Raw genomic sequence first — 26,870 nt, 5'->3', positions numbered from 1 at the left:
GCCGCCCATGACCACCACCTCTGTGGCGCGCCCCCGGCGGCGCGCCCGTCGTACCGCCGTCGCCTGGCTGTTCCTCGCGCCGTTCGCCGTGGTGTTCCTGGTCTACACGGCCATCCCGACCGTCGCCGCGCTCGGCTTCAGCCTCACCGATTTGCGGGGCACCGACCTCAGGCATCCGTTCGCGGTCGACTTCACCGGCCTGGACAACTTCGTCCGGCTGTTCCAGGACGACAGCTTTCTGCGCGACATCCTGAACACCGCCCTGTTCGTGGCCGTCGGCGTGCCGCTGACCATGGCGATCGGCTTCGCCCTGGCCGTGGCGCTGAACTCCGGCATCCGCCGACTGCGCGGCACCTTCCGCACGCTCTTCTTCGCGCCGGTCGTCACCAACGTCGTGGCGGTCGCCCTGATCTGGCAGTACGCCTTCTACGCCGACGGCACCGTCAACAGAGGGCTCGGTGCCGTCGGGCTCGCCGGACCGAACTGGCTGGACGACCCGAACCTCGCCATGCCCGTGGTCATCCTGCTCGGCGTCTGGCGCAACTTCGGCACCGCGATGGTGCTGTTCCTCGCCGGTCTGCAGGCCATCCCGGACGACGTGTACGAGGCCGCCTCCCTCGACGGGGCGGGAAAGTGGCGGCAGCTGCGGCACATCACCCTGCCGCTGCTGCTGCCCACCACCTTGATGGTGTCGGTGCTGCTGACCGTCTTCTACCTCCAGGTCTTCGACGAGCCCTATCTGCTCACGGACGGCGGCCCGCTCGGCTCCACCGAGTCCGTGGCGCTGTACACCTACCACCAGTTCGGGGCCGGCGAGTTCGGGATGTCCTCGGCCGCGTCCTTCGTGATGCTCGTCCTGGTGGCCCTGGTGAGTCTTGTCCAGTTCCGACTGCTGAGGCCCCGCACATGACCGCTCTCGCCGCGTTGCGGAACACTTCCACCACCACCGACCTGCTCGCCCCACGCCGCCGGCCCGTGGCCCGGCCACTGCTGTACGGCGCGCTGGTGCTGTGCGCGCTGCTCACGACGCTGCCCTTCTTCTGGGTGCTCAGCGGCTCGCTGCGCAGCCTCGACGAGATCCGCTCCGACCCCGGCGCCTGGCTCCCGCACCACGTCACCTTCGACAACTTCCTGCGGCTGTTCCGCACCGAGGGTTTCGGCCAGTTCATGGTCAACAGCGTCGTGGTCGCGGCCATCGTCGTGGCCGGCAACATCGTCGCGGCGTCGGCCGCCGGCTACGCGCTCGCCAAGCTCGACTTCGCGGGCAAGAGGCTCGCGTTCGGCGCGGTCATGGCGGCGATGATGGTGCCGTTCACCGCGGTGTTCGTCACCCAGTTCGTGATCACCGTCGACCTCGGTCTCGCGGACACCCTCACCGGGATCGCGCTGCCCGGCGTGGCGATGCCGCTGTCCGTCTTCATCATGCGGCAGTACGCGATGTCGATCCCCGACGAACTCCTCGAAGCGGCCCGGATCGACGGTGCGGGCGAGTTCCGGATCTTCTTCAGGATCTTCCTCCCGCTGTCCGGCCCCGCCGTCGCGACGATCACGATCATGTCGTTCCTCGCCTCGTGGAACAACTTCATCTGGCCGCTCATCGTCGCCCAGAGCATGGACAGCTACACCCTGCCGGTGGGCCTCGCCGCCACCAGCCAGGCGGCCGACAACGTCAAGGACTACGGCCTGCTCCTCGCCGGTGCGATCGTCGTGATGCTGCCGGTGCTCCTGCTCTTCCTGTTCCTCCAGCGCTACTTCGTGCAGGGCATCTCGGGCACGGGAATGCGGTGAGCGTGATGAACTCCCTTGCGGCGCCGGGCGAGCCGGTCACCGTGCACGCTCCCGCCGGCACGATCACCGGTCGCCGCCACCGTCAGGTACGCCGCTTCCTCGGCATCCCCTACGCCCAACCACCCACGGGCGCACGTCGGTTCGCCGCACCCGTCGCGCGCGGCCGGTTCCGGGAGCCGTACGACGCCTCCCGGCACGGTCCGACCGCCCAGCGCGTGCCGCTGTTCGCCACGACCACCGTGCCCGAGCCGTCGGTGCCGGGAGACGACGTGCTGAACCTCGGCGTCGTGGCCCCGCCGGCGGACGACGACCGCGGGCCCTTCCCGGTCATGGTGTGGATCCACGGGGGCGGGTTCCTCGCGGGGAGTCCGGCAAGCCCCTGGTACGACGGCCGCTCCTTCGCCCGCGACGGCGTCGTCTGCGTCACCGTCGGCTACCGGCTCGGCGTCGACGGATTCGCCGTCCTGGACGACGTCCCCACCAACCTGGGGCTGCGGGACCTGCTGCTCGCCCTCGACTGGGTGCGGGAGAACATCGCCGCCTTCGGCGGTGATCCGGACCGGGTGACCGTCGCCGGGCAGTCGGCCGGGGGCGCGGCGGTGCTCGCGCTGCTCTCGTCGCCGGCCGGCCGCGGCCGCTTCCAGCGGGCGGTCAGTATGTCCGGCGGGTTCTTCGAACCACGAGCGGTACGCGCGTTCCTGGGACGGCTCGGGGAGCGGCTCGGTGTGCCCGCGACGCGAGCCGGATTCGGCACCCGCGGCGTGGCGGACCTCCAGCGGGCCGTCCTCGACCAGCGGGACGAAGGAGGCGACGACGCGCTCGTGCTGGGCCCGTTCGTCGGCGACGACATCCTCCCGGTGCCGGTCGCGGAGGGTCTCGCCGTGCACGGGCACGACGTACCTCTGCTGCTCGGCGCGACGGGGGACGAGTTCGACAGCGGCCCGGGTCCCGTGCACGGAGCCCGTGCGGCGGGCACCCGCCGCACCGACACCCTGTTCCGCGCCGCCTGTCCGCGGGCCGCGGCCTCCCGTCGCGCCGCCCGCGCCGGCACCTGGCTGTACTCCTTCGAATGGCCCTCGCCCGTGCTCGGCGGTGCCGCGCACTGCGTCGACATCCCGTACTTCTTCGACGTACTCGACGCGGGCGGGATCGCCGAGGCCCTCGGCACCGAACCGCCCCGGGAGCTGGCCACTTCGATGCACGCCGACCTGGTCGCGTTCCTCCACGGCGAGGGACCGGACTGGGCTCGCGCGATCGGGGTGCTCGGAGACCCGGCGCGCGAGTACGGCCGTAGCGGTGCACCGCTGGTGGCCGACACCACGGGCGCGTTCGATCCCGTCGTACGGCCGCTGCCCGAGGCGGCGGGAACGTGCTGATGTCCGGGATGAACCAGAGCGCCGTCCGACGCGTCAACACCTCGGTCGTCCTGCGTGCGCTGGCGGTGTCGGCCGGGCCGACGACGCTGACCGCGCTGGCCGGTCAGGCCGGTCTGTCCCGCCGTACCATCGAACTCATCCTGGACTCGCTCGTCGAGGCCGGCTGGGTGGCGGAGCTGGACCGGCTGCCGATCAGCGGCTCTGCGGGGCGTCCCGCCCGGCGGTACGAACTGCGCGCCGAGCACGCCCTGTTGGCGGCCGTCTGCATCACCACCTCGGGCGCGTCCGCGGTCGTCGCGGATGTGCGCGGACGCATTCTCGGCCGGGCCGAGGGGCCCCTGCGCGCCTACCAGGACCCGCAGACCACGCTCGACGACGCGGCGGCGCTGGTCCTTCGGGCACTCGACGACGCGGGCGGGTCGGTGGACCGGCTGCGCGCCGGAGCGGTCGCGGGTGGTGGCGCCATCGACGACGAGGGAGTCGTACGGCGGCTGGTGCACACGAAGCTCTGGGAAGGTGTGCACCTGCCCGAGGAGCTCCAACGGCGTATCCCGATGCCGTGGTTCGCGGACAACGACACCAACCTCGGTGCGCTCGCGGAGCGTTGGCGGGGTGTGGCCGGCGACCACGACAACGTCGTCTGGGCGATCCTCGGCAACCGCACCGGTCTCGGCATCCTCATACGGGGCGCCGTGCACCGCGGTCTCGACGGTGCGGCGGGTGAGATCGTCGAGGCGCGGTCGATACCGACGGCCTCGGTCGAGAACCACCCGGTGGCCTGGCTGAGTTCACCCGAACCGGCACAGCGGGCGGTCGCCCTGGCCCGCTGCGAGGCCGCCAGGGCGGGTGAGGCGTCCGCGCTCGTGGAGGTCGACGAGTTCGTGGAGAACATGGCCTCGATCCTCACCATCCTGTCGTGGACGGTCGCCCCCTCGCTCATCGTGCTCGGCGGCGGTCTGGAGGACGCGGCCGACGTGCTGCTGCCCCGGGTGCGGGAGGCGATGCGCGACGCCCGCGCCCCCGAGATCGAACTGCGCGCCACCGTCCTGGGCCGTGACGCGGCCCTGGTCGGCGCCGTGAAACTGGCCCTCGACCGTATGGACACCGAACTGTTCGGCCCGCTCGTCCCGCGCGCCTGACCCGCCCCCCCCACAGCTCGCCCCCCACCCGCACCCGTGGCACAACACATGGAGTCTCACCTTGACCGACACCCCCCGCACCGACGTCCTCGTCGTGGGCAGCGGCATCATGGGATCCGTCGTGGCCCGCCAACTGCGCGACAGCGATCCGGCGCTGCGCATCACCATGGTGGACGGCGGCAGCACGATCGGCGCGGCTCCCGGCCTGCACCTGCACGACCTCGACGACCCGGACCTGTGGGCCCGGTACAACGAACGCGTCGCCACCGGTATCCAGGGCATGTACACCGGCGCCGAGGTGGTGCGCGAGGTCGCGGGCAGCCTCGCCGGTCTGACGCCCGGCATGTTCCACGCCCTGGCCTTCGGCGAGGACACCGAGGCGATGCCCCAGGCGGCGCTCGCGTGGAACGCGGGCGGCATGGGTGTCCACTGGACCGCCGCGACGCCCTGGCCCGCCGGGGACGAGGTGTTCGACTTCGGTGACCCGGTCGGCTGGGCGACGGACCTGGACACCGCGCGCCGGATCCTCGCCGTCACGCCCGCCGCGATCGGCCCGACCGAGGTCGGCAGCCGGGTCCTCGACATCCTGCGCCGACGCTTCGACGGCGTGGGACCGCACGACCGGCGACCACAGCCGATGCCCATGGCCGTCACCCCGACCGCATCGGGCCCCATGCCCCGCACGGCTCCCGGGACGATCTTCCCCGCCCTCGCGACCGGTGGCGACCGCGCCTTCACCCTGCTGACCGGCACGCTCGCGACCGCCCTCCTCGTCACGGACGGCCGGGTCACCGGCGCCCGGCTGCGCCGCGTCGCCGACGGCGCCGCGTCCGAACTCCACGCCGACACCGTGGTGGTGTGCGCCGATGCCCTGCGCACCCCGCAACTGCTGTTCGCCTCGGGCATCCGGCCCCCCGCGCTCGGCCGCCGCCTCAACGAGCACGCGTTCATCACCGCCCGTGTCCTGCTCGACCTCGACCGGTTCGGCATCGACCTCGACACCCTTCCCCTGCCGCGCCCCGGCGAGTTCAGCACCGACTCGCTCTGGCTGCCGCACAACGGGTCGGCCCAGCCGTTCCACGGCCAGATCATGAACCGCACATACGTCGACGACGGCGGCCGCGCCCTCGCCCACTCCGTGGGCCTGTCGCTGTACGCCCCCGTCGAGTCCCGCCCCGAGAACCGGCTCGTGTTCTCCGACACCGAGACCGACCTCGCCGGAATGCCCCGGATCACCGTCGAGTTCGGCTACTCCGACGCCGACCGCACCCTGATCGACCGGGCCCTGGCCGAAGTCCGGTCGCTGGCCGAGGAGTTCGGCCCCTTCGACCCGGCGACCGAGAGCGCGCTGCTCCCGCCCGGCTCGTCCCTGCACCAGACCGGTACCGTCCGTTCCGGCACCGCCGACGACGGCACCAGCGTGTGCGACCCGGACGGCAGGGTGTGGGGCTACGACAACCTGTACCTCGCCGGCAACGGCGTCATCCCCACCGCGATGGCCGCCAACGTCACCCTGACCGGCGCGGTGACCGCCATCCGGGCCGCCCGCGCCGTGGCCGTACGCAACACCGCACTCGCCGCCCACTGACAGGAAGCCCCACCGTGATCGACATCGCCAAGCAGTTCCACCTGGCCCTGCCGGACTGGATCGACGAAGAACTGGCCGACGTGCCCGCCGTCGTCCCCGGCCGCGACGAGCGGATGCGCCTGGTCCACCGCCTGGCCGACCGCAACTGGCGCGAGGGCAACGGCGGCCCGTTCGCCGCCCTTGTCGCCGAACGGGACACCGGCCGGATCGTCTCCGTCGGCGTGAACGTCGTCCTCGCCTCCGGCGTCTCCAGCGCCCACGCCGAGGTCCTCGCGCTCGGCCTCGCCCAGACGGCGACCGGCGGCTGGGACCTCGGCGGCGAGGGGCTCCCCGCCCATGAGCTGGTCGTCAACTGGCGTCCCTGCATCCAGTGTTACGGCGCCACCATGTGGTCCGGCGTGCGCGGACTCGTCGTCGCCGGTGAGGGCCCGGAACTGGAGGAGATCACCACCTTCGACGAGGGCCCGCTCGGCGCGGACTGGGCCCAGCAGTTCGCGGCACGCGGCATCGAGGTCGTGGGTGATGTGCTCCGCGACGAGGCTCTCGCCGTGTTCCGCGCCTACCGCAAGGCGGTCGACGAGGGCGACGGCGTCGTCTACAACGCCCGCGGAGGTGCCGAATGACGATGCCGCGTTTCGCCACCGACATCATCACCTTCTACCACCCCGACTTCTGGCAACTCGCCTCGGCGGACGCCGTACGCGAATGGGCCCTGGCACACCCGGAGCTCTTCTGGGCCCGGGTCATGGACGCCCTGGCCGACGCCGGTGTCACCGGCATCGAGCTGACCTTCGCCCCCGGCGACATCGACTCCGCCCTGCGCGCCTTCGGCAGCGCCCGCGTGTTCCGCGGCGAGCTCGCGGCCCGGGGCCTGTCCGTCGTGAGCGCGTTCATCGCGGGCAGCGACGCCCCCGACTGGCGGCACGGCGACAACCTGGAGGCGATCGTCGCCGACGCCGAACGCCGGGCGGCCTTCCTCGCCGAGGCCGGCGGTGAACTCCTCGTCGCCGGGCTGCCGATGCGGACGACGTACGGGACGCGGCCGCCGTTCTTCGTCGACGCCGCCTACATGACCCGCATGGCCGACATCGCGCATGTCGTCGGCGAGGCCGTCGCCCGGTACGGCGTGAAGCTCGCCTTCCACACCGAGTCCCACAGCACGCTGTGGTACGAGCGGGACATCGACCTGTTCATGGCCCTGACCGACCCGCGCTACGTGTGGCTGTGCCCCGACTCCTGCCACATCGCTCTCGGCGGCGGCGACCCGGTGGCCGCCGCCCGCCGGCACGCCCCGCGGATCGCGCTGGCCCACTGGAAGGACGCGGTACGCCCGATCGACGTCCACCTCACCGTCGACGACACCATCTACGCCCAACAGCAGCCGTACATGACCGAACTCGGCAACGGCATCGTGGACTGGCCGGGCTGGGCCGCGGCGATGTCCCGCACGCCGGGTGCCGGCACGGTACTGATCGAGTTGGACGAGGCGGCCGATCCCGTGGCCGCGCTGCGGGCGGGAACGGCCGTGGCGAGGGCCGCGTGGGGCGCGAACGCCTAGCATGGGCGGATTTCCCTCGACCTCTTCGCAGGCATTCCGGTCAGCGACTACACGGCGGCCCTGGCCTGGTACGAACAACTCTTCGGCACCGCACCGGCGTTCTTCCCGAACGACACGGAAGCCGTCTGGGAGCTGGCGGAACACCGCTACATCTACGTCGAGCACCTCCCCGCCCGCGCCGGCAACGCCCTCCACACCCTCTTCGTCGACGACCTCGACACCCGCGTCGCCGCCATCGCCGACCGGGGCCTGGAACCCACGAAGCGCGAGACGTACTCCAACGGCGTCCGCAAGATCACCTACCACGACCCGGACGGCAACGAGATCGGGCTCGGGGGCGGCCCCGCATCGACGTAGTGCGCGGGGAAGCCTCCCGAGTAAGAGCTCTACGTGAACCCCCAGCAGGCCCTGCCGCCCCTCTGGATCTTGTGTGTAGCGTCCAGCCTTGTGTCGAGCGGCGGTCGCGCAACTGCCGTTCTACGCGCGCAGATTCGGCGCCCGCACCGCCTCCCGCTCCCCCCACCCTGGAGGTTCACCGCATGCTCGGCCTCGGCAACTCCCCCCGCAGATTCACCACCGCCGTCACCGTGTTCGGACTGCTCGCCACCGGCGCCGCGGTCCAGGCTTCCACCGCCGGTCCGGCGGCCGCCGCCACCACCCACCGCATCCTGTTCGACAACGCGCACGCCGAGACGGCCGGCAACGCCGACTGGATCGTCTCCACCAGCCAGCCCGACCCGACCGGCGAGGACTCCTCGCCCTCCGGCGAGACGGACTGGACGGGCGCGCTGTCCTCGTGGGGAGTGGCGCTCCAGCAGACCGGCGACTACGCGCTGGACACCCTGCCGTCGGGCGCCGGCCTCACCTACGGCGGCTCCTCGGCGACCGACCTGTCGAACTTCGACACCCTCGTCCTGCCGGAGCCCAACACACTGTTCACGACCGCCGAGAAGACGGCGATCATGAACTTCGTGAAGAACGGCGGCGGCCTGTTCATGATCTCCGACCACACCGGCGCCGACCGCAACAACGACGGCGAGGACGCGGTCGAAATCCTCAACGACCTGATGACGAACAACAGCGTCGACTCCACCGACCCGTTCGGCCTGTCCATCGACTCGCTCAGCATCAGCTCCGGCTACCCCGCGGCGATCAGCGACAGCACCGACCCGGTGCTGCACGGCTCCTTCGGAACCGTCACCAAGAGCCTGATCGCCAGCGGTACGACGGCCACCCTCAAGCCCGCCGACAACTCGGCCGTCAAGGGGCTTCTCTACCGCAGCGGTTACTCCGGCAATACCGGAGCCTTCTTCGCGACCAGCACCTTCGGCAGCGGAAAGATCGCCTTCTGGGGCGACAGCTCTCCGATCGACGACGGCACCGGCCAGTCCGGCAACACGCTCTACGACGGCTGGAACGACACCGGCGCCACCAACGCGGCGCTCGCGCTGAACGCCACCGCGTGGCTGTCCTCGTGACGCCGACCCGCTGAGCCCGCACAAGGGGGATGGCGGGGGCGGTCCCGGAAGCCTTCCCGGGGCCGCACCCGCCATCGGCTCACTCGGTTCAGGAGAGGCGGTGCACGAGCTGGGTGGTCAGCTCGTAGCGGGCCCCTACGACGGCCAGTTCACCGGCGGCCACCTTCGCGGCCAGGTCGGGCTCCGCGGCGATGCGGGAGCGGATGGCCCGGATGTTGGCGTCGATGGTCGCGTCGACGCGGGCGGCGCCGTCCTTGGTGCGGTCTATGTTCGGTCGTATCTGGTCGGCCAGGTACTGGATGTGGGCCGGCAGTTGCGCGCCGGAGACGTCGGTCTCGACGGCGGCCTTCACGGCGCCGCAGGACTGGTGCCCCAGGACCAGCACCAGCGGGATGCCGAGTTCGAGCACGCCGTACGCGACACTGCCGAGCACGGCCTCGTCCAGCACCTCACCACCGCTGCGTACCGTCATCAGATCGCCGAGGCCCTGGTCGAAGACGAGCTCCGGGGGCACCCGGGAGTCGATGCACCCGAGGACGAGGGCGAAGGGGTGCTGTCCCGTCGCCAGGGCCTGACGGACGGCGGGTGATTCGTCGGGGTGCCGCTCGCGGTAGGTGCGCCAGCGCAGATTGCCCGCCGCGAGTTCCCGCAGCGCCTCGTCGGGAGTGCCGGGTCGAGGACGTGCACCGGCGGGGGTCGCCGAGGCGGGGGTAGCGCTGAGCGTGAGGCCGGTGCCGAGAGCCGCGGCACCGGTGAGCCCGGCGCGCAGAAGTGCGCGGCGCCCGGCTCTGTGGGGAGTGTCTTGAGAGTTCACGGCGACGAACGTATGTCCGAGTCCGGGGCTGGTCCGTCGCGTTGCCAAACCATGGCGAAGCGCGGGGAAAGCGTGACGTGATCTTGGGCGGATCTTGGTCTTCCCTGGTGCCGTTCTTGGTGCGGCGGCTTCGGCAACTATCTCGCTGTGCACTGCATTTGAGACAACCTGGCTCGAGAGAAGGTGTAGACCTGATCTCAGGAGAGCCCTTTCCGCAGGCTGTGCGGGAGTCGTCGCAGTCGCCGGAGCGTGGAATGAGTCAGGGCGGGAACCGGCCTTGTTCGGCCCGTTGATAGTTCAACGTGTCCGCTGCGAGAATCCCCGTCCCGACCCCGTTGTGACAATTCGCGTCACGCGAATTTCTGGTGCACGAATTCCCCACGAAGTCCGCACAGAGCGTGGCTCTGGCCTGCCTCCGCGCAAAGCAGCGAAGAAGGTGCATTGTGTCACGGCACTCCCTGCCGTTCGGCGCGCCGCCGCCGAACTCCGAAACTCCCCATGAATCCACGGAGCGGTCGCCGGTGGCGCAGGATCCCGCCTATCGGACACTCCGCCACACCCACCGCCGGTTCGGAGTCCGGGCCACGGCCGTCGCCGTCGGCGGGTTCCTGGCGTACGTCCTGCTGTCCAGCTTCGGTCCCGCTCTGATGAACCGCACCCTCGGCGGCCACCTCACCGTGGGACTGGCCCTGGGGCTCGGGCAGTTCGTGCTGATGGGCGTCATCGTGCGGCGCTACCTCGTGCACCACCGCACCCACATCACACCCGTCGTCCGAGGTCTGCGCAGGCTCGCCCGCCACCAGGAGGCCGCGGGGCGGGCGCGGGCGCGACTGAGCGCCGCTCCCCGTGAGGGGGGCCACCGCCGATGGTGACGACCGGCGCCGCGGTCGCGGACCGCTTCAGCCTGCAACTGACGCTCGTGCTCTTCCTGTCCGTGGTCGTCGTCACGCTCTTCACCGCGTTGCTGACCGCACCGCAGGGCGACGAGATCAGCGAGTTCTACCTCGGCAACCGCATGATGTCGCCGCTGCGCAACGGGCTGGCCATGTGCGGCGACTACCTGTCGGCCGCGACCCTGCTGGGCAGCACCGGCCTGGTCGCCCTGACCGGCTACGACGGACTGCTGTATCTGTGCGGCACCGCCGTCGCCTGGATGATGGTCCTGCTGCTCATCGCCGAACCCCTGCGCAACGCCGGCAGGTTCACCCTGGGCGACACCCTGTCCTACCGTCTGCCCCGCATGCAGCGACCGGTACGCCTCGCCCTGGCCGTCTGCACCCTCGCCATCGCGACCCTCTATCTGGTCGCCCAACTCGTCGGCAGCGTGGCGCTGTTGACCCAGTTCACCGGCGAGCCCAGCGCCACCACCCGCACTCTGTGCGTGGTCGTCATCGGCACCATCGTCATCGTGTACGCCGCCATCGGCGGCATGCCCGGCGCCACCTTCATCCAGGTCGTCAAGGCCGTGATGCTGATCTGCGGGGTCACCGTGACCGCCGTGATGGTGCTGCACCGCTTCGACTGGAACATCGACGCCCTGCTGGCCGCCGCCGCGGACAACAGCGGTCGGGGCCAGCGGTTCCTCGAACCCGGGCTGCGCTACGGCGGCAGCACCACCAGCAAACTGGACTTCTTCAGCCTCCAGTTGGCCATCGTGCTCGGCCTCGCCGCGCTTCCGCACGTGATGATGCGGCTCCTCGCCCCGAAGCAGGTCGGCGTGCTGCGCTCCTCGGTCGTGTGGGCCATGGGCCTGGTCAGCCTCGTCTGTCTGGCCGCGGGCATCCTCGGGCTGGGCGCCACCGCCATCGTGGGCCGCGACACCATCGCGCGGACCGACCGCAAGGGCGACGCCGCCGTCCTGCTGCTGGCCCAGGACCTCGGCGGGGGCATCCTGACCGCCCTGCTGTCCTGCCTGGCCTTCGTCACCCTCCTCGCCGTCGCCGCCGGCCTCACCCTGGCCGCGGCCTCCTCCCTCGCCCACGACCTCTACGGCGAGGTGATCCGCAAGGGCCGGGCGAAGGAGACCGAGGAACTGGCCGTGGCCCGTCTCGCGGCGGCCGTCATCGGTGTCCTGGGCATGCTGCTCGCGCTGATCTCCTGGGGCGCGAACACGGCGACACTGGCGTTCCTGGCCTTCGCGATCGCCGCCTCCGCCCTCTTGCCGACACTCGTCTACACCCTGTTCTGGCGGCGGTTCACGGCTCAGGGCGCCCTGCTCAGCCTCTGCGGCGGCCTGTTGAGCTCCGTCCTGCTCGTGGTCTTCTCGCCGGTGGTCTCCTCCACTCCCTCCTCGCTCTACCCGTCCGCCGATTTCGCCCTGTTTCCCCTGCAGAATCCCGGCATTGTCTCCATTCCGGCCGGATTCCTCCTCGGCTGGCTGGGTTCGGTGCTGAGCAGACCGCAATCGCCCGAAAGCTACGAGGACTTCGAGGTCCGCACCCTCGTCGGAGCGGACCAGGAGTGAACTGGACGATGACATGGGGAATTTGTGGAGTTTCTGTTCATCGATGGTCAGGGCTTGCGGCGACAACTCCCGTGCAGTAACTAGGTGAATCATGAAATTGTTCAGCCGTGACACTTCGTTCCGCCGCACGGAGCAGACCGTCACACCCCAGCCCCCCACCATGTCACCGGCTGGCGGCACCGCGCTCCTCCCGGACCCGGCGCTGGCGCCCCTGACCGGCGAATGGGTCATCGACCCCGCCCACAGCAGGATCGGCTTCTCCGTACGGCACGCGATGGTGACCACGGTCCGCGGATCCTTCGCGGAGTACCAGAGCCGCCTGTACTTCGACGGCCGCGATCCGTCCCGCTCGCAGGCGGAGATCGTGCTGTCGACCGCCAGCGTCGACACCGGCGTGGAACAGCGCGACGCCCACCTCGTGGGCCGTGACTTCCTCGACGCCCGCAACTACCCGCGCATGCGCTTCGCGAGCACCGCCGTGGAGATGGTCGGCAACGATGTCTACCGCATGACCGGCGACCTCACCATCAAGGCCCGCACCCGCCCCGTGGTCCTGGAGCTCACCTACATAGGCCATGTCACCGACCCCTTCGGCTACCAGCGGGCCGGTTTCGACGGCACCACCACCATCAACCGCACCGAATGGGGCCTGAACTACGACTCCAAACTGGCCGAGGGCGGCGCCATGGTGAGCGAGAAGGTCCGCCTCCAGTTCGACATCGCGGCCATCCGCACCGCGCCGGTCGGCTGACCCCGTCCCGGCACGGGGACACGAGCGAGCACAGCGGACCTCCGCGGCCGGTCACCGTCGTAGAGGCAACTCGGCCCGAGGCTACGACGCCGAAGTCTGCCGTCGTTCCAGGCGGACGATCACGCTCTTCGACGTCGGTGTGTTGCTGATGTCCGCGACGCTGTCGAGCGGCACCAGCACATTGGTCTCCGGGTAGTACGCGGCGGCCGAACCCGGGGGAGTGGGGTAGGCGACGACACGGAAGGCGTCCGCGCGGCGCTCCGAGCCGTCGGACCAGACGCCGACCAGATCGACGAGGCCGCCGTCCGGGATGTCGAGGTCGGCGAGGTCGGCGGAGTTCACGAGGACGACGCGGCGGCCGCCCTTGATGCCCCGGTAGCGGTCGTCCATCGCGTAGGGGACGGTGTTCCACTGGTCGTGCGAGCGCAGGGTCTGCAGGATCAGATGGCCCTTCGGGGCCCGGAGCATCGTGAAGTCGTTGACGCTGAACACGGCCTTCCCGCTGGGTGTCCGGAACACCTTGTCGTTGACCGGGTTGGGCAGCCGGAAACCGCCGGGGCGCCGTACCCGCTCGTCGAAGTCCTCGAAGCCTTCGACGACCCGGGAGATGCGGTCGCGGACGAGACCGTAGTCGGCCTCGAAGTCCTCCCAGGGGATCTCGGGTGCGGAGCCCAGGACCTTGCGGGCGAGGCGGCTGATGATGGAGACCTCGCTCAGCAGCCGCGCGGACGCGGGGGCGAGCCGGCCGCGGGTGGCGTGGACCTCGCTCATGGAGTCCTCGACCGTCATGAACTGCTCCCCGCCCGCCTGGACGTCCCGGTCGCTGCGGCCGAGCGTGGGCAGGATGAGCGCCGTACGCCCGCACACCGTGTGGGAGCGGTTGAGCTTCGTCGAGATGTGCGCGGTCAGACGGCAGTTGCGCATGGCGCGCTCGGTGACGTCGCTGTCGGGCGTGGCCCGCACGAAGTTGCCCGCCACCCCGAGGAAGACCTTGGCCCGTCCGTCGAGCATGGCCCGGATGGAGTCGACGGAGTCCAGACCGTGCGCCGTCGGCGCGGTGAAGCGGAACTCGTCGCCGAGGCGGTCCAGGAACGACTGGGGCATGCGCTCCCAGATGCCCATCGTGCGGTCGCCCTGCACGTTGCTGTGCCCGCGGACCGGGCACACCCCCGCGCCCGGGCGGCCGACGTTGCCGCGCAGCAGAAGGAAGTTGACGACCTCCCTGATGGTGGGCACACCGTGCTTGTGCTGCGTCAGGCCCATGGCCCAGCAGACGATGACGCCACGGCTCTCCAGGACCCGTGCGTGCACCTGCTCGATCTCGTCCTGGCTCAGCCCCGTGGCCTCCAGGACCTCGTCCCATGACGTCGTGGCGCGCAGATGCTCGGCGAAGGCCTCGTAGCCGGTGGTGTGCGCGTCGATGAACTCCCGGTCCAGGACGGTGCCCGGCTCCTTGTCCTCGGCCTCGATCAGCATCAGGTTCAGCGCCTGGAAGAGGGCCAGATCGCCACCGGGACGGATCTGCAGGAACTGGTCGGCGATGGCCGTGCCCCGGCCGATGACGCCGCGCGCCTTCTGGGGGTTCTTGAAGCGCATGAGCCCGGCCTCGGGCAGCGGATTGACGGCGACGACACTGCCGCCGCGGCGCTTGGTCTCCTCCAGCGCGGACAGCATCCGCGGATGGTTGGTGCCGGGGTTCTGTCCCACGACGAAGACGAGGTCGGCGTTGTACAGGTCGTCGAGCGTGACGCTGCCCTTGCCGATGCCCAGGGTCTCGTTCAGCGCCGATCCGCTGGACTCGTGGCACATGTTGGAGCAGTCCGGCAGATTGTTGGTGCCGAAGGCCCGGGCGAACAGCTGGAGCAGGAACGCCGGCTCGTTGGCCAGCCGCCCCGAGGTGTAGAACAGCGCCTCGTCCGGGTGGTCCAGGGCGCGCAGCTCGTGGGCGAGGAGCTCGAGTGCCTCGTCCCAGCCGATGGGCTCGTAGTGGTCCGCGCCCTCGCGCAGCACCATCGGCTCGGTCAGCCGGCCCTGCTGGTTGAGCCAGTAGTCCGACTTACGGCTCAGCTCGTCGACGGAGTGCTGCTGGAAGAACTCGGCGGTCACCCGCCGGGACGTGGCCTCGTCACTGATGTGCTTGGCGCCGTTCTCGCAGTACTCGTTGAGGTGCCGCTCGCCCGGCGCGGGCTCCGGCCAGGCACAGCCCGGGCAGTCGATGCCCTTCGTCTGGTTGAGGTTGAGCAGGGTGAGCGCGGTGCGTTTCGGCGAGGTCTGGCCCAGCGCGTACTGCAGGGCGTGCACGACGCCTGGAGTGCCCGCGGCCCAGGTCTTGGGAGCCGTCACCGACAGCTCGCTCTCATCCGGTTCGCCGATGTCCCGCATCGAGCACCACGCCCTCTCCCAGCTGGTCTCCTCTTCACTCTTCGCCAGCGCATCGGTCCAGGTCAAAGCGGTAGTTGTTATCGCGTGATAGGCCGTACCGATGACACCCGCACAGCTGTCGGCCCGGGATCCCCGTGCGGTGGATCATTGAGGGGTGCTGCTCCGTCAACTCGAGTACCTCGTCGCCCTCGCCCGGGTCCGCCACTTCGCCAAGGCGGCGCAGGCCTGCTACGTCTCCCAGCCGGCCCTGTCCGAGGGCATCCGGAAGCTGGAGGAGGAGCTCGGCATCCCCCTGGTCCAGCGTGGACGCCGGTTCGACGGGCTCACTCCGGAGGGCGAGCGGGTCGTCCTGTGGGCCCAGCGGATCCTCGCCGACCGGGACGCCATGCGGAACGAGATCCAGGCGCTGCGGGCCGGACTCAGCGGCCGCCTGCGGATCGGGACCGTACCCACGGCCTCCACGGCGGTGGGGCTGCTGACCCAGCCGTTCTGCGCCGCCAACCCGCTGGCGACCGTCCAGGTCTTCGCCGACCTGCGGGCCGAGGACATCGTGACCCGGCTGCGCGCCTACGAACTCGACGCCGCCGTGACCTACCAGAGCTCGGTCGCGGACCACGACTTCAAGTTCGTCCCGCTGTACCGGGAACGCCACGTCCTTCTGACCCAGCGGACCGCCCCGGACACCGGCCCCGTGGACATCTCCTGGGAGGAGGCGGCCCAGTACCCCCTGTGCCTGCTCGACCCGAGGATGCAGGGCCGCCAGATCCTCGACGCCGTGTTCGCGACCGTCGGTGTCTCCGTCACCCCGCGCGTGGAGACCGACTCGATCGCCTCCCTGTTCGCCCAGGTCAGGGCCGGACAATGGGCGAGCATCGTCCCGTACGCCTGGCTCCATGTCTTCGGCGTCCCCGCGGGCATGCGCGCCGTCCCGCTGGTCCGGCCCGTCCGCTCCGAGCAGATCGGCCTGGTGCTCCCGGCCCGCGAGCCCGTCTCCGTGATCGGACAGGCGCTGATGGATGTGGTGGGCCGCTCGGGGATCTCGGCGGCGCTGGAGCGGCTGCCCGAGTAGAGGTCGGGGTGATCCCGTCTGCTTCGGTCGGTTGGCGGAGGGCCGCCCGGCGCTGGACGCGACGGTGTCCGCCCCTGTCCGCCGGATTGCTTCGGCCATGATCGGCTCCCTTGCGTCGATGCGGGTGGCCGACAGGGAAGACCACCGCCCGGGAGCGGGTCTTCCCCGGGGCGGACATCTCCCTTTGCCTGTTCGGGACGGCCGAGGCGAAGACGCGCGAGCGACGGAGCCGCAGATGCCTCACATGTAGTCGAAGTACCGGTCGTGCCAGTCCGACTTGCCCAGCTCCTCGTCGTCGTCCTCGGCCTCGGCCAGGCCGGCGGCCACGAGCACCGCCGCCAGTTCCAGGTCTCCCGCCGCCGCCAGGACCGACGGCCCCTCGTACGGTTCACGAAGCAGCCCGGTCGGGATGAAGGTGCACCCCATGGCCGTACAGACGCCGTCGAGCCACGTCACGAACTCCTCGGGCGGGCATGCCTCTCCACCGGGGGAGCCCTCATCAACCCTCATGAACGCGGTGACGAAGTAGGTGCCGAAGTTGCTCATCGCGACCCCCATGGGCCGGTCGACGCCTGTCGCGCCCGCCGGGACATCGATGACGCCGTAGAAACTGCTGTCCTGACCCAGGCCGCTTGAGCAGGACGGCCCGAAGCGTTCCTCGAGGGCGCTCAGCAGCCGGGCGAAACAGCGCCGTGAAGTGTCCCGGTCGAAGTCCGCGGGGCGTTCCAGGTGACCGGGGTCGTCGTGTTCCCGCAGTCGTGCCCGGAGCTGGTCCATCGGGAGCATGGTGTGTTCTCCGTGAGTTCTCGTGCGGGCACGGGTCCACCACCCTAGGGCCAGGCCCGAGTACCGGGGGACTCCTCGCTGTGGGTGCGCGGTCGCGCTGACGACGGTCGCGGTCCGGCATCCCCGGCCCGCGTCCTCCGCACGCAGCAGTCGGCGCTCGTCCTTGAGGAGGAGACGGGCGCCCCGCCTCGTGCAGGGCCACCAAGGGGGAGTGCCAGCACCAGCACGATGTCTCGGTGCCCCTGTCAGACCAGGCTGGTGATCTACCCGAACCCAGACCTGGAGATCCGTTTCTCGTGGCTACCTTCCTGTATCGGATGGGCCGGGCCGCCTTCCGGCGGCGCCTGCTCGTGGCGCTGTTGTGGGCCGTGGTCCTCGGCGCCCTCGGCCTGGGCGCCGCCAAGGCGCCCGCCGCCTCCGACGACGGCACGTCCTTCATGCCGGGCATCGAGGCGCAGAAGGCCTTCGACCTGATCGGGGAGCGTTTCCCCGGCGGGGACGCCAATGGGGCCGATGCGCGGATCGTGTTCACCGCAGCCGACGGGGAGAAGGTGACGGCGGCCGGCCATCGCGCCGCCATCGAGTCGCTCGTCGCCGAGGCCGCCGACGAGCCCCAGGTCGCCGGCGCCACCAGCCCGTTCACGGCGGGCGCGGTGAGCAAGGACGGCTCCACCGCCTACGCCACGGTGGAGTACAAGGTGAAGGCAGCCGATCTCACCGACGCCGACAAGGCCGCGCTGGAGAAGGCCATCGACGAGGCCCGCGACTCCGGCCTCACGGTCGAGGCCGGAGGCACCGCACTGGCCACGCAGCCCGGGGCGGGCGGCGCCTCCGAGGCCATCGGTATCGCCCTCGCCGCGGTCGTCCTGCTGATCACCTTCGGCTCCCTCGCGGCGGCCGGCCTTCCGCTGCTCACCGCCATCGTCGGCGTGGGCGTCAGCATGGCCGCCATCATGGCCCTGGGCAGCGTCTTCGGTCTCTCCATGACCACCGGCACGCTCGCCACGATGCTCGGCCTGGCGGTCGGTATCGACTACGCCCTCTTCGTGGTCTCCCGCTACCGGGAGGAGCGCGCCAACGGACACGAGCCGCGGGAGGCGACCGGCCTCGCCGTCGGTACGGCCGGCTCCGCCGTGGTGTTCGCCGGTCTCACGGTCGTCATCGCCCTGGCCGGCCTGACCGTCATAGGCGTTCCGATGCTGGCCAAGATGGGGCTGTGCGCCGCGGGTGCGGTGGTCGTCGCCGTGCTGATCGCGCTCACCCTGGTCCCCGCGCTGCTGGGCATGTGGCCCGACGCCGTACTGCCCCGCCGTACCCGCAAGAACGGCGCCGCGGCCGCGTCGACGGAGGGCAACGGCGGATCCCGGTGGGCGCGGTTCGTGCTGCGTCGCCCCGTGGCCGTGCTGGTGACGTGCGTCGCCGGTCTGGGTGTGCTGGCGCTGCCCGCCGCACAGCTGGAACTGGGCATGCCGGGGGACGAGTCCAAGCCTGTCTCCTCGACGGAACGGCGTGCCTACGACGCGCTCGCGGACGGTTTCGGTGCCGGTTTCAACGGGCCGCTGACGATCGTGGTGGATGTGAAGGGTGTCGCCGAACCCAAGGCAGCCGTGAGCGACATCGCCGAGGAGATCGGCGCGACCGGCGGGGTCGTGTCCGTCTCTCCCGCGCAGTTCAACAAGACGGGAGACGCCGCCCTGCTCTCCGCGGTGCCGGCCACCGGTCCGAACGACGAGAGGACCAAGGACCTCGTCCAGTCGATCCGTTCCGAGCGCCCGGACCTGGAGCGGGAGACGGGGGCGACGTTCGAGGTCACCGGCAACACCGCGATGAACATCGACGTCGCCCAGGCCCTCCAGGGCGCGCTCGTGCCCTATCTGGCCGTCATCATCGTGCTGGCGCTGATCCTGCTGCTGGTCGTCTTCCGCTCCGTGCTCGTGCCCCTCAAGGCCGCACTCGGGTTCCTGCTGTCGGTGCTGGCCGCGCTCGGCGCGGTCGTGGCGGTCTTCCAGTGGGGCTGGGGCGCGGAACTGCTCGGGGTGGAGCAGTCAGGTCCCATCATGAGCCTGATGCCGATCTTCCTGGTGGGCATCGTGTTCGGCCTGGCGATGGACTACGAGGTCTTCCTCGTCTCGCGGATGCGGGAGGCGTACGTCCACGGGGACCGGCCCGCCCAGGCGATCGTGACGGGCTTCCGGCACAGTGCCCGGGTCGTCGCCGCCGCGGCGGTCATCATGATCGCGGTGTTCTCCGGCTTCATCGGCGCCCAGGAGTCGATGATCAAGACCATGGGCTTCGGGCTCGCCGTCGCGGTGCTGTTCGACGCGTTCGTCGTCCGCATGGCGATCGTGCCCGCGGTGCTCGCCCTGCTCGGCGACAAGGCGTGGTGGCTGCCGGCACGCCTCGACCGGCTGCTGCCCCGCGTCGACGTGGAGGGCGCCGGACTCGGCAGGCCGAAGAGGCACGAGGCCGGCGAGCCGGTGCCGCAGGAACCGGCCCGGATCTGAATCTCGTACGACGGACCGCGGCGCCCTTGTGCGAGACGGCACCGCGGTCCGTGGTGTGTGAGCATGACTGTCCTCGAACCTTTCTCGGAGCGCGATGAGCAACAGCTGGCAGCGGCGGGCGGCGACCCGTCCCCAAGCCGTCGAGGCCACCACGCTGGTGCTGCTGTTCGCCCTCACCGTCGCCAGTGTCGTCGCCGCCCGGGCGGTGATGTCCGGGACACCGCCCCTGTGGTCCGGTATCGCGCTCGCCGCCGTGGCCTGCGCCGCGCTGCCCTGGCGCCGTGAGCGCCCCGTGGGGGTACTCGCCGCGACGACGCTGTGCACCATCGTCCTGGGTGCGCTGGGCTACCTCCTGACCGCCGGAGTGATGGTCCCGCTCCTGGTCGCGCAGTACTTCACCAGTGTGCGGACGCCGCGCCGCACCAGCTGGAACAGCGCGCTCACCGCTGCCGCGGGCCTGGTCGTCACCGGCCTGCTCGTTCCGTCGTTCCGTGACTCACCGATCCTCGGAACCGTCAACCCGGTGGCCATGGTGCTGCTGTCTGCGGCCCTCGGCGCCTATGTCCGGGTGCGCCGGCAGTACGCGGTGGCCCGCGCCGAGCACGCCGTCCGCGAGCGCGAGGAGGAGGCACGGCACCGCGTGATCCAGGAACGCATGCGCATCGCACGGGAGTTGCACGACGTGGTCGCCCACCACCTGACCCTGGCCGACGCCCAGGCCGGCACCGCGGCGCACCTCGCGCGCACGCACCCGGAGCAGGCCTTCGACATCCTCGCGAAACTGCCGGAGACCACCGCCGCCGCGCTGCGCGAACTCAAGGCCGCCGTAGGGCTGTTGCGCCAGGACAACGACACCTCCGACCTGACTCCCGCGCCGGGACTGGACCGGCTGCCCGAGCTGGTCGACACCTGCTCGATGGTCGGCCTGGAGGTGACGGTCACCGTCGATGGACAGCGGCGACCGCTGCCGCCCGTGCTCGACCTGACGGCCTACCGGATCGTCCAGGAAGCGCTCACCAACGTCACCAAGCACGCAGCCACCCGCACCGCTCAGGTCCGACTCGCCTACACACCCCACTACTTGACCCTCACCGTCACCAACGACACCACCCCGGACCGCCCCGTGGCCTCCGCCACCACCGGGGGCGGCTTCGGCCTGCTCGGTATGCGCGAGCGTGCTGCGGCCGTGGGCGGCACCTTCCACGCCGGCCGGCGTCCGCACGGCGGCTTCGAGGTCGCCTGCACCCTGCCGCTCCACCACCACGGTGCCCTGCCGCCGGACTCCCACGACACCCCGCCGCCGCACACCCACGACGAGAGCCCCGCCACATGACCATCCGAGTCCTGCTCGCCGACGACCAGGCCCTGCTCCGGGCCACCTTCCGGATCCTCATCGACTCGGTGGAGGACCTGACCGTGGTCGCTGAGGCCGCCGACGGTCAGGAAGCCGTCGACCTCACCGCCGAGCACCGGCCCGGCGTGGTCATCATGGACATCCGTATGCCGAACCTCGACGGGGTGGCGGCCACCGCCGCCATCTGCTCCCGGCCCGAGCTGGCGGACACCCACATCCTGATCCTCACCACGTTCGAGAACGACGAGAACGTGGCCAAGGCCCTGCGCGCGGGCGCGAGCGGCTTCCTGGGCAAGGGGGTGCGCCCCGAGGAGCTGTTGTGGAGCATCCGTACCGTGGCGGCCGGTGACGCCCTTCTGTCGCCCGCCGCCACCCGGGCCCTCGTCACCCGCTTCCTGGCCACCCCCGACACCGACGGCTTCCTCGCCCTCCCCGACGCCGTCAAAGCCCTGACCGACCGCGAACGCGAGGTCACGGCCCTGGCCGCCTACGGCAGATCCAATGCCGAGATCGCCGAACGGCTCGTCCTGAGCCCGCTGACCGTACGCAGCCACATCCAGCGGGCCATGACCAAACTGCACGCCCGCGACCGCGCGCAACTCGTCGTCATCGCCTATCAGAGCGGTCTGGTGAAGCCGCACACGGCTTCGTAGGGCGGGGTCAGCGCCAGCCGAAACGACGGTCCACCACGGCCGCGAACTCCTCCAGCGTCAGTACGGCGTCGCCGTTCTGGTCGGCGGCGTCGAACAGTGCGGAGGAGGCGTCGGCGTCTCCCACGGCCCAGGGCGGCAGGGCCCCCGACGCGGCGAGCGTCGGCCCCTTCGACCGCAGGGCGATGATGACCTCCTGCCGGGTCAGGGTCCCGTTCCGGTCGAGGTCGAGGGCTTCGAACAGGATCCGGGCCTTGTCACTCATGGGTCGTCCTCATTCGCTCCGGTGGAGAGTCAGGGCCCGCCCTCCACTCCCTCATCACCACGCTTGTGCCCCGGCCCCCGGTTCCCGGGGACAGACTGGGCGGTGCGGGTCTCGAGCGCGTGCAGGACGGCCACCATGTCCTGACCGCCGTGGCCCTGGTCGACCGTCTCGCCGAAGAGGGTGTGGCAGACGTCGAGGAGCGGGGAGGCGATGTCGGCCTTGCGGGCGGCCTCCGCGATCAGCAGGTTGTTCTTCAGCACGTCCGCGGCGGCCGCCTGGGCGGCGAAGTCGCGGGCCAGCAGCTTGGGTGCCTTCATGCGGGAGACGGCGCTGGCCATCGGGCCCGCGTCCAGCACGTCCCGGAGCAGACGCTGGTCGAGTCCGTGCCGGTCGGCGAAGTGGAACGCCTCGGTCAGCCCGGTGACCAGGGTGATCAGGAACAGGTTCACCGAGAACTTCATCAGCAGCGCGCCCGGTACGGCACCGCACGCGAACGTCTCCCGGCACAGGGGTGCCAGCAGGGGACGTACGGCCGCCACGGCGGCGTCGTCACCGGCCAGCATCCCGACCAGCTCGCCCTGCTCGGCCGGGGCACGGGAGCCGGATACCGGCGCCTCGACGTAGCGGCCGCCCGCGGCTCGGACGTCGTCCTCCAGGCCGTGCGAGTACTCGGCCGAGGTGGTGCCCATGTGGACCACGGTGTGCCCGGCGACGCGCGCGGCGAAGTCCGGGGTGCCGCGTCCCAGGACCGCGTCCATGGCGGCCTCGTCGGCCAGCATCAGGATCACGGTCTCCGCCCGGTCGAAGACCTCGGTCGCGCTCGCCGCGACCTCCGCTCCGGCGGCGCGCAGGGGTGCGCAACGCCCGGGCGTGCGGTTCCAGACGACGAGCGGAGTCCCGGCGCGGACGAGGTTCAGCGCCATGGGCTGCCCCATGAGCCCGAGGCCGACGAAACCGACGTGCACGATGCGCCGCCTTTCCCGGCCCCCACCGAAGCCGGGCCGCGCGGAATCCTGCTATGACAGCGGTCATAGTAGCCGTCGTTATGACAGCGGTCATAGGGTGAGCGTCGAAGCGCGCGACGAAGAGGAGACCGACGACGATGTCCGAACGAGGACCGCGCGAGCGGATGGTCTTCAGCGCGGCGCAGCTCATCCGGCGCGGCGGGGTCGCCGCCACCGGTATGCGCGAGGTCGCCGCCCACGCCGGCGCGCCGCGCGGCTCGCTCCAGCACTACTTCCCGGGCGGCAAGGAACAACTGGTCAACGAGGCGGTCGGCTGGGCGGGCCGGTACGCGGGCAGACGCGTCGCCCGTTTCCTGGCAGCCCTGGACGAGCCGACGCCCAGCGCGCTGTTCGCCGAGATGGTGCGGCAATGGACCGACGAATACGAGGCCGACGGCTTCGCGGGCGGCTGTCCCGTCGCCGCCGCCACGATCGACTGCGCGGAGTCCACCGCCTCCACGCGGGAGGCCGCGTCCGCCGCGTTCGCCACCTGGACCGGACCGGTGGCACAGGCGCTGTCCGACATGGGCGTACCACGACAACGGGCCGGGGACCTCGCCACGCTCATGATCAGCAGCCTGGAAGGAGCCCTCCTCATCGCCCGGGCCGAACGGGACGTCCGCGCCCTGACGACCGTGGCCCGGGAACTCGGCCCCCTCCTCGACGCGGCGGTGACGACGGGCGACTGACGAGCGGTCCCGCACAAATCCCGCGGGGGACCATGTGTTCCTGCGAGTCCGTCAGCGGGCACTGCCCAGGGGATTAGCGTGCTCGCATGGACGATTCCGGTGGTGCTCATGGCTTCACGTCGGTGGACTCGCAGGCCCGGCCCGGTGACTGGGTGCAGGTCCTGGACCGGGTGGCCGCGGAGCCGTTCTACGCCGCCTACAAGCAGCGGTTGCAGGAGTTGCTGCGCCCCGCGGCGGGCGGAGTGTTCCTGGAGGTCGGAGCGGGTACGGGGGATGCCGCGCAGGCGCTGCGCTCGCGTTGGGGGGCCGAAGTCGTCGCGGTCGACAGCTCCTTGACGATGGCCGCGCAGGCCCGCGCGCGAGGGCTGGCGCAGGCCTGCGTCGCGGACGGCCACCGGCTGCCGTTCGGCGCAGGGCGGTTCGACGGGGCCTGGGCCGACCGGGTCGTGCAGCATGTCGCCGAGCCCGGCCGGGTGCTGGACGAGCTGCTGAGGGTGGTCCGCCCCGGTGGCCGGGTCGCGCTGGCGGACCCCGACTACGACACCCAGGTCCTCGACATCGACGACCAGGACCTCGCCCGGCGGGTGCTGCGCTTCCGCGCCGACGTGCTGCTGCGCAACGGCACTCTGGCCCACCGGCACGGCGGCCTTCTCGCGGCGCGTGGCCTCGACGACATCACGGTGGAGGCCCGCACGCTGGTCGTCCGCGATCCGTCGGCGGTCGACCACGTCATGGGCCTGCGCACGTGGGCGCACACGGCCGCGGCCCGCGGCCACCTCGACGCGGCGGACGCGGACCGGTTCGTGGTCCAGTTCGACGAGGCCGCGCGCACGGGTTGCTTCACCTACGCCGTCACGTTCTTCCTGACGGCGGGCACGGTGCCGGCCGGGTGGGTCAGGCCAGGGTGAACTCGACCGGCAGTTGAGGTTGATGCCGGCGATCCTCGGGATGAGCTCCTCGAACATGATGCGGATCTCGGTGCGGGCGAGCAGGTTGCCCCGGCACAGGTGGGGGCTGCCCTTGCCGAAGGTGACATGGTCGTTGTGCTGCCGGGTGACGTCGAGGGCGTAGGGATCGGCGAAGACCGCCTCGTCGCGGTTGCCGGAGGCGTACCACATGACGACCTGGTCGCCCTCCTTGATCCGCTTGCCGCCGAGTTCGACGTCCCGGGTCGCGGTGCGGCGGAAGTGATAGACCGGGGAGGCCCAGCGCAGGAACTCCTCGACCGCCGTGGGGATCAGGGACGGGTCGTCCTTCAACTTCGCGAGCTGCTCCGGGTGTTGCGGCAGGGCCGGCATGGAGTGGGAGATGGTGTGCCGGGTGGTCTCGTTGCCGGCCACCACCAGGAGCAGGAAGTAGTTGTCGAAGTCCTGCGCGGACAGGGAGATTCCGTCGAGCGGGACCGTGTTGACGAGCTTCGACACCAGGTCCTGCCCGTCGCTGCTGCGGCCTCCAGGTCGTCGACGTCGCCCTGGAGCAGGACATGGGCGGCCCCGGCGGCGAACACCGGCACGTCGTGCACCCGGTGGCCCTTCAGCGGGGCACCCTGCTGGAACGGGCCACAGGGGTGGAGAAGGTCGAGGCGTCCCGCTTCCACCACCAGCGCGTCGACCGCCTCGGTGCGGGACTGGCGGTCACGGCACGCGCCGCCGACGGCACCGTGGAAGGCCTCGAACTCCCCTGCGCCCAGGGCTGGTTCACCGCCGTCCAGTGGCACCCCGAGGACGTCGCCCACGAGGACCCCGCCCAACAGGGCCTCTTCGATGCCCTCGTACGGGCCGCCCGTCGATGACACGGGGCTTACCGGCCGGAAGTCCCGCCCGTACCGGCGCCGCCCGGTCTGATCCCGCGCGGCGCCCTCGTACATGACCGACGTCTGGCACACCCCGGTCCTGACGGGCCTCGCCCTCGCGGGCCTCGCGATCGCGGAGGTGCTGCACAACGAGTGAGCCGGTGACCGGCCGGTCACCTCGGGCGCATCAGGTCCAGGTCCGCTCCCCAGGCGTCCAGCACCGCCCCGTGCCCGGCCTGCCGGGCCGCCGACTCGACGCGGGTGAAGAGACGGCGTTGCAGGGCCGCGTCGCCGGTCCGCGCGACGCGGTCCACGGCGTCGAGGAGCGGGCCGGTGTCCCAGCCGGGCAGCGGACGGCGGGCGAGTTCCCACTCCAGGTACTTGTTGTAGGGACGGGGGCGGCGGTCGAGGGCGAAGAGCAGTTCCAGCAGGAACCGCACGCTGTCGGCGGCGTCGAGCCGGGCGGCGAGCCCATGGCCGTCGCGCGTGTTCTTGAGGGACCGGTAGAGGGAGTTGGCGTAGGCGTCGAGCCAGCCGCCCGCGTCCCGGTACGCCTCGTCGGCGTCCAGGAGTGCCTTGGCGGCCAGGATCGCCGCGATGCCGCCGTCGAGCCGGTCGAGCACGACCTGGGCGCGGGCGAGGGCGTAGCGCTCGAAGCCGGGCATGCCGGCCGTGCGGAACTCGGTGAGCGGGATGACGACGAGATCGAGCCCGGCGGTGCGGTGGCCCTGGAACCGGGTGAGATCCGTGGTCGCGCCGTCGGCGAGAACGACGTACAGGTCGTGGTCGGAGTGCTCGGTGACCATACCCTCATGGGCGCGGGAGCCTTTGAGGACCAGGCCGACGACGGCGGGGTCGGCGAGGGCGAGCTGCACGAAGGAGTCGTAGGTGAGGGGGCGCGGAGCAGGCATGGGTGATCTCCAGGAGGCCGGTGGCATGGCTGTGGGGGCGGCCCCGCAGCCGGGGCGCCCGTACCGTCCACGGCGGCACTCGGCCGCCGCCCGGGAGATCAACGCACAGCGGGACGGTATGCCTTGACCGGCCCTGCCCGCAGCCGATTTCGAAGCCGTGAAACGGATCTGCGTGGCATCGGCTCGAACGGGCACTCGTATGTCACCAACGAGTGAGGGGGCATACCGCTCATGGAGATATCAGGTGTCATCAGCGCGATCGTGATCGGCATAGTGATCGGTGTGCTCGGACGGCTCGTCATTCCTGGCCGTCAGCGCATCGGTGTGCTGTGGACGATCGCGATCGGTATCGTCGCCGCGTTCATCGGAACCGGCATCGCCTCGGGCCTGGACGTCGCCGACACCGACGGCGTCGACTGGGTCGAATGGCTCATCCAGATAGCGCTCGCGGCTCTCGGTGTCGCCGCGCTCAGCAAGGTGAAGCTGCGCCGTTGACGGAAGGCGTCGG

At 71.0% G+C, this 26,870-nt stretch carries 25 protein-coding genes and 2 pseudogenes; 20 read left to right on the top strand and 7 right to left on the bottom strand.

Features of this window, described 5'->3' with window-relative positions:
* The first annotated feature begins 7 nt into the window (after nucleotides 1–7).
* The 9 genes from QF037_RS05775 (at nucleotide 8) to QF037_RS05735 (ending at nucleotide 8,927) form a co-directional block, all read left to right on the top strand.
* Complete coding sequence (locus QF037_RS05775) at nucleotides 8–910, top strand: carbohydrate ABC transporter permease (RefSeq protein ID WP_307022475.1); 903 nt, start codon at nucleotides 8–10, stop codon at nucleotides 908–910.
* Nucleotides 907–1,788, top strand: coding sequence for a carbohydrate ABC transporter permease (locus QF037_RS05770; protein ID WP_307022473.1), 882 nt, complete (start codon nucleotides 907–909; stop codon nucleotides 1,786–1,788). The genes QF037_RS05775 and QF037_RS05770 overlap by 4 nt, the downstream gene beginning before the upstream one ends.
* A gap of 5 nt (nucleotides 1,789–1,793) precedes the next feature.
* Nucleotides 1,794–3,164, top strand: coding sequence for a carboxylesterase family protein (locus QF037_RS05765; RefSeq protein ID WP_307022471.1), 1,371 nt, complete (start codon nucleotides 1,794–1,796; stop codon nucleotides 3,162–3,164).
* An 8-nt stretch (nucleotides 3,165–3,172) separates the two neighbouring features.
* Nucleotides 3,173–4,303: an ROK family transcriptional regulator gene (locus QF037_RS05760; protein ID WP_307037005.1), complete on the top strand. Its 1,131-nt coding sequence runs from the start codon at nucleotides 3,173–3,175 to the stop codon at nucleotides 4,301–4,303.
* Between the two features lie 61 nt (nucleotides 4,304–4,364).
* A complete protein-coding gene (locus QF037_RS05755) occupies nucleotides 4,365–5,891 on the top strand; it encodes a GMC oxidoreductase (RefSeq protein WP_307022469.1) in 1,527 nt (508 codons plus the stop codon).
* A 14-nt stretch (nucleotides 5,892–5,905) separates the two neighbouring features.
* Nucleotides 5,906–6,514: a nucleoside deaminase gene (locus tag QF037_RS05750; protein WP_307022467.1), complete on the top strand. Its 609-nt coding sequence runs from the start codon at nucleotides 5,906–5,908 to the stop codon at nucleotides 6,512–6,514.
* Nucleotides 6,511–7,449, top strand: coding sequence for a sugar phosphate isomerase/epimerase family protein (locus tag QF037_RS05745; RefSeq protein ID WP_307022465.1), 939 nt, complete (start codon nucleotides 6,511–6,513; stop codon nucleotides 7,447–7,449). Before QF037_RS05750 ends, QF037_RS05745 begins: the two co-directional genes overlap by 4 nt.
* Nucleotides 7,450–7,458: 9 nt before the next feature.
* On the top strand, nucleotides 7,459–7,806 hold the full coding sequence (locus tag QF037_RS05740; RefSeq protein WP_307037003.1) for a VOC family protein: 348 nt from the start codon (nucleotides 7,459–7,461) through the stop codon (nucleotides 7,804–7,806).
* A 182-nt stretch (nucleotides 7,807–7,988) separates the two neighbouring features.
* Nucleotides 7,989–8,927, top strand: coding sequence for a hydrolase (locus QF037_RS05735; protein ID WP_307022463.1), 939 nt, complete (start codon nucleotides 7,989–7,991; stop codon nucleotides 8,925–8,927).
* Nucleotides 8,928–9,015: 88 nt separating this feature from the next.
* Here the strand turns inward: QF037_RS05735 and QF037_RS05730 are convergent, their stop codons facing one another.
* A complete protein-coding gene (locus QF037_RS05730) occupies nucleotides 9,016–9,741 on the bottom strand; it encodes a carbonic anhydrase (protein ID WP_307022461.1) in 726 nt (241 codons plus the stop codon).
* 521 nt (nucleotides 9,742–10,262) lie between these two features.
* Here QF037_RS05730 and QF037_RS05725 point away from each other — a divergent pair.
* From QF037_RS05725 to QF037_RS05715, 3 genes are all read left to right on the top strand, one after another.
* Nucleotides 10,263–10,613, top strand: coding sequence for a DUF485 domain-containing protein (locus tag QF037_RS05725; RefSeq protein ID WP_307022459.1), 351 nt, complete (start codon nucleotides 10,263–10,265; stop codon nucleotides 10,611–10,613).
* Nucleotides 10,607–12,205, top strand: coding sequence for a sodium/solute symporter (locus tag QF037_RS05720; RefSeq protein ID WP_307022458.1), 1,599 nt, complete (start codon nucleotides 10,607–10,609; stop codon nucleotides 12,203–12,205). The genes QF037_RS05725 and QF037_RS05720 overlap by 7 nt, the downstream gene beginning before the upstream one ends.
* 91 nt (nucleotides 12,206–12,296) lie before the next feature.
* A complete protein-coding gene (locus tag QF037_RS05715) occupies nucleotides 12,297–12,956 on the top strand; it encodes a YceI family protein (RefSeq protein WP_307022456.1) in 660 nt (219 codons plus the stop codon).
* Nucleotides 12,957–13,037: 81 nt separating this feature from the next.
* Here the strand turns inward: QF037_RS05715 and QF037_RS05710 are convergent, their stop codons facing one another.
* Nucleotides 13,038–15,338, bottom strand: coding sequence for an FdhF/YdeP family oxidoreductase (locus QF037_RS05710; RefSeq protein ID WP_307037001.1), 2,301 nt, complete (start codon nucleotides 15,336–15,338; stop codon nucleotides 13,038–13,040).
* Nucleotides 15,339–15,492: 154 nt separating this feature from the next.
* Between QF037_RS05710 and QF037_RS05705 the strand changes: the two genes are divergently transcribed.
* Nucleotides 15,493–16,407 carry a LysR family transcriptional regulator gene (locus tag QF037_RS05705; RefSeq protein WP_307022453.1) on the top strand — a complete coding sequence of 305 codons (915 nt, stop codon included), beginning with the start codon at nucleotides 15,493–15,495 and terminating at the stop codon, nucleotides 16,405–16,407.
* Between the two features lie 240 nt (nucleotides 16,408–16,647).
* On the opposite strand, the gene QF037_RS05700 is transcribed toward QF037_RS05705, so the two are convergent.
* Nucleotides 16,648–17,184, bottom strand: a complete 537-nt coding sequence (locus QF037_RS05700; protein ID WP_307022451.1) for a hypothetical protein — start codon at nucleotides 17,182–17,184, stop codon at nucleotides 16,648–16,650.
* Nucleotides 17,185–17,489: 305 nt separating this feature from the next.
* On the opposite strand from QF037_RS05700, the gene QF037_RS05695 reads away from it, so the two are divergent.
* The 3 genes from QF037_RS05695 to QF037_RS05685 all read left to right on the top strand — a co-directional run bounded on the left by QF037_RS05695 (nucleotide 17,490) and on the right by QF037_RS05685 (nucleotide 21,704).
* On the top strand, nucleotides 17,490–19,697 hold the full coding sequence (locus QF037_RS05695; RefSeq protein ID WP_307022449.1) for an MMPL family transporter: 2,208 nt from the start codon (nucleotides 17,490–17,492) through the stop codon (nucleotides 19,695–19,697).
* 94 nt (nucleotides 19,698–19,791) lie between these two features.
* On the top strand, nucleotides 19,792–21,030 hold the full coding sequence (locus QF037_RS05690) for a sensor histidine kinase (RefSeq protein WP_307022447.1): 1,239 nt from the start codon (nucleotides 19,792–19,794) through the stop codon (nucleotides 21,028–21,030).
* Nucleotides 21,027–21,704 carry a response regulator transcription factor gene (locus QF037_RS05685; protein ID WP_307022445.1) on the top strand — a complete coding sequence of 226 codons (678 nt, stop codon included), beginning with the start codon at nucleotides 21,027–21,029 and terminating at the stop codon, nucleotides 21,702–21,704. The genes QF037_RS05690 and QF037_RS05685 overlap by 4 nt, the downstream gene beginning before the upstream one ends.
* 7 nt (nucleotides 21,705–21,711) lie before the next feature.
* Here QF037_RS05685 and QF037_RS05680 read toward each other — a convergent pair whose 3' ends face one another.
* Entirely contained in the window at nucleotides 21,712–21,966 is a 255-nt protein-coding gene (locus QF037_RS05680; RefSeq protein WP_307022443.1) for an EF-hand domain-containing protein, read from the bottom strand.
* 29 nt (nucleotides 21,967–21,995) lie between these two features.
* Nucleotides 21,996–22,931, bottom strand: a complete 936-nt coding sequence (locus tag QF037_RS05675) for an NAD(P)-dependent oxidoreductase (protein WP_307022441.1) — start codon at nucleotides 22,929–22,931, stop codon at nucleotides 21,996–21,998.
* Nucleotides 22,932–23,068: 137 nt separating this feature from the next.
* Here QF037_RS05675 and QF037_RS05670 point away from each other — a divergent pair, with 137 nt between their 5' ends.
* On the top strand, nucleotides 23,069–23,659 hold the full coding sequence (locus tag QF037_RS05670; RefSeq protein WP_307022439.1) for a TetR/AcrR family transcriptional regulator: 591 nt from the start codon (nucleotides 23,069–23,071) through the stop codon (nucleotides 23,657–23,659).
* Nucleotides 23,660–23,745: 86 nt separating this feature from the next.
* The gene (locus QF037_RS50895; RefSeq protein WP_373463669.1) at nucleotides 23,746–24,567 is read left to right on the top strand and encodes a methyltransferase domain-containing protein; all 822 of its coding nucleotides are present in this window, start codon (nucleotides 23,746–23,748) and stop codon (nucleotides 24,565–24,567) included.
* Between the two features lie 15 nt (nucleotides 24,568–24,582).
* Here QF037_RS50895 and QF037_RS05660 read toward each other — a convergent pair.
* Nucleotides 24,583–25,125, bottom strand: a pseudogene (locus QF037_RS05660) (cytochrome P450); the annotation flags it as partial.
* Between QF037_RS05660 and QF037_RS05655 the strand changes: the two are divergent.
* Nucleotides 25,101–25,451 (top strand): annotated as a pseudogene (locus QF037_RS05655) (gamma-glutamyl-gamma-aminobutyrate hydrolase family protein); the annotation flags it as partial. The pseudogenes QF037_RS05660 and QF037_RS05655 sit on opposite strands and share 25 nt — an antisense overlap.
* Before the next feature lie 173 nt (nucleotides 25,452–25,624).
* On the opposite strand, the gene QF037_RS05650 reads toward QF037_RS05655, so the two are convergent.
* The gene (locus tag QF037_RS05650; protein WP_307022437.1) at nucleotides 25,625–26,362 is read right to left on the bottom strand and encodes a hypothetical protein; all 738 of its coding nucleotides are present in this window, start codon (nucleotides 26,360–26,362) and stop codon (nucleotides 25,625–25,627) included.
* 231 nt (nucleotides 26,363–26,593) lie between these two features.
* Here QF037_RS05650 and QF037_RS05645 point away from each other — a divergent pair, with 231 nt between their 5' ends.
* Nucleotides 26,594–26,857 carry a GlsB/YeaQ/YmgE family stress response membrane protein gene (locus tag QF037_RS05645; RefSeq protein WP_307022435.1) on the top strand — a complete coding sequence of 88 codons (264 nt, stop codon included), beginning with the start codon at nucleotides 26,594–26,596 and terminating at the stop codon, nucleotides 26,855–26,857.
* Nucleotides 26,858–26,870: the final 13 nt, after the last annotated feature.

This window comes from Streptomyces canus, from assembly GCF_030815415.1.
Lineage (GTDB): Bacteria > Actinomycetota > Actinomycetes > Streptomycetales > Streptomycetaceae > Streptomyces > Streptomyces canus_F.
The sequence above is the reverse complement of the archived record's forward strand: the minus strand, read 5'-3'. Positions and strand labels throughout refer to the sequence as shown.

Coding starts and splice junctions, on each gene's coding strand:
- QF037_RS05775 (WP_307022475.1), top strand. CDS start 8: ATGACCACCACCTCTGTGGCGCGCCCCCGGCGGCGCGCCCGTCGTACC.
- QF037_RS05770 (WP_307022473.1), top strand. CDS start 907: ATGACCGCTCTCGCCGCGTTGCGGAACACTTCCACCACCACCGACCTG.
- QF037_RS05765 (WP_307022471.1), top strand. CDS start 1,794: ATGAACTCCCTTGCGGCGCCGGGCGAGCCGGTCACCGTGCACGCTCCC.
- QF037_RS05760 (WP_307037005.1), top strand. CDS start 3,173: ATGAACCAGAGCGCCGTCCGACGCGTCAACACCTCGGTCGTCCTGCGT.
- QF037_RS05745 (WP_307022465.1), top strand. CDS start 6,511: ATGACGATGCCGCGTTTCGCCACCGACATCATCACCTTCTACCACCCC.
- QF037_RS05735 (WP_307022463.1), top strand. CDS start 7,989: ATGCTCGGCCTCGGCAACTCCCCCCGCAGATTCACCACCGCCGTCACC.
- QF037_RS05720 (WP_307022458.1), top strand. CDS start 10,607: ATGGTGACGACCGGCGCCGCGGTCGCGGACCGCTTCAGCCTGCAACTG.
- QF037_RS05715 (WP_307022456.1), top strand. CDS start 12,297: ATGAAATTGTTCAGCCGTGACACTTCGTTCCGCCGCACGGAGCAGACC.
- QF037_RS05710 (WP_307037001.1), bottom strand. CDS start 15,338: ATGCGGGACATCGGCGAACCGGATGAGAGCGAGCTGTCGGTGACGGCT.
- QF037_RS05700 (WP_307022451.1), bottom strand. CDS start 17,184: ATGGACCAGCTCCGGGCACGACTGCGGGAACACGACGACCCCGGTCAC.
- QF037_RS05690 (WP_307022447.1), top strand. CDS start 19,792: ATGAGCAACAGCTGGCAGCGGCGGGCGGCGACCCGTCCCCAAGCCGTC.
- QF037_RS05685 (WP_307022445.1), top strand. CDS start 21,027: ATGACCATCCGAGTCCTGCTCGCCGACGACCAGGCCCTGCTCCGGGCC.
- QF037_RS05680 (WP_307022443.1), bottom strand. CDS start 21,966: ATGAGTGACAAGGCCCGGATCCTGTTCGAAGCCCTCGACCTCGACCGG.
- QF037_RS05670 (WP_307022439.1), top strand. CDS start 23,069: ATGTCCGAACGAGGACCGCGCGAGCGGATGGTCTTCAGCGCGGCGCAG.
- QF037_RS50895 (WP_373463669.1), top strand. CDS start 23,746: ATGGACGATTCCGGTGGTGCTCATGGCTTCACGTCGGTGGACTCGCAG.
- QF037_RS05650 (WP_307022437.1), bottom strand. CDS start 26,362: ATGCCTGCTCCGCGCCCCCTCACCTACGACTCCTTCGTGCAGCTCGCC.
- QF037_RS05645 (WP_307022435.1), top strand. CDS start 26,594: ATGGAGATATCAGGTGTCATCAGCGCGATCGTGATCGGCATAGTGATC.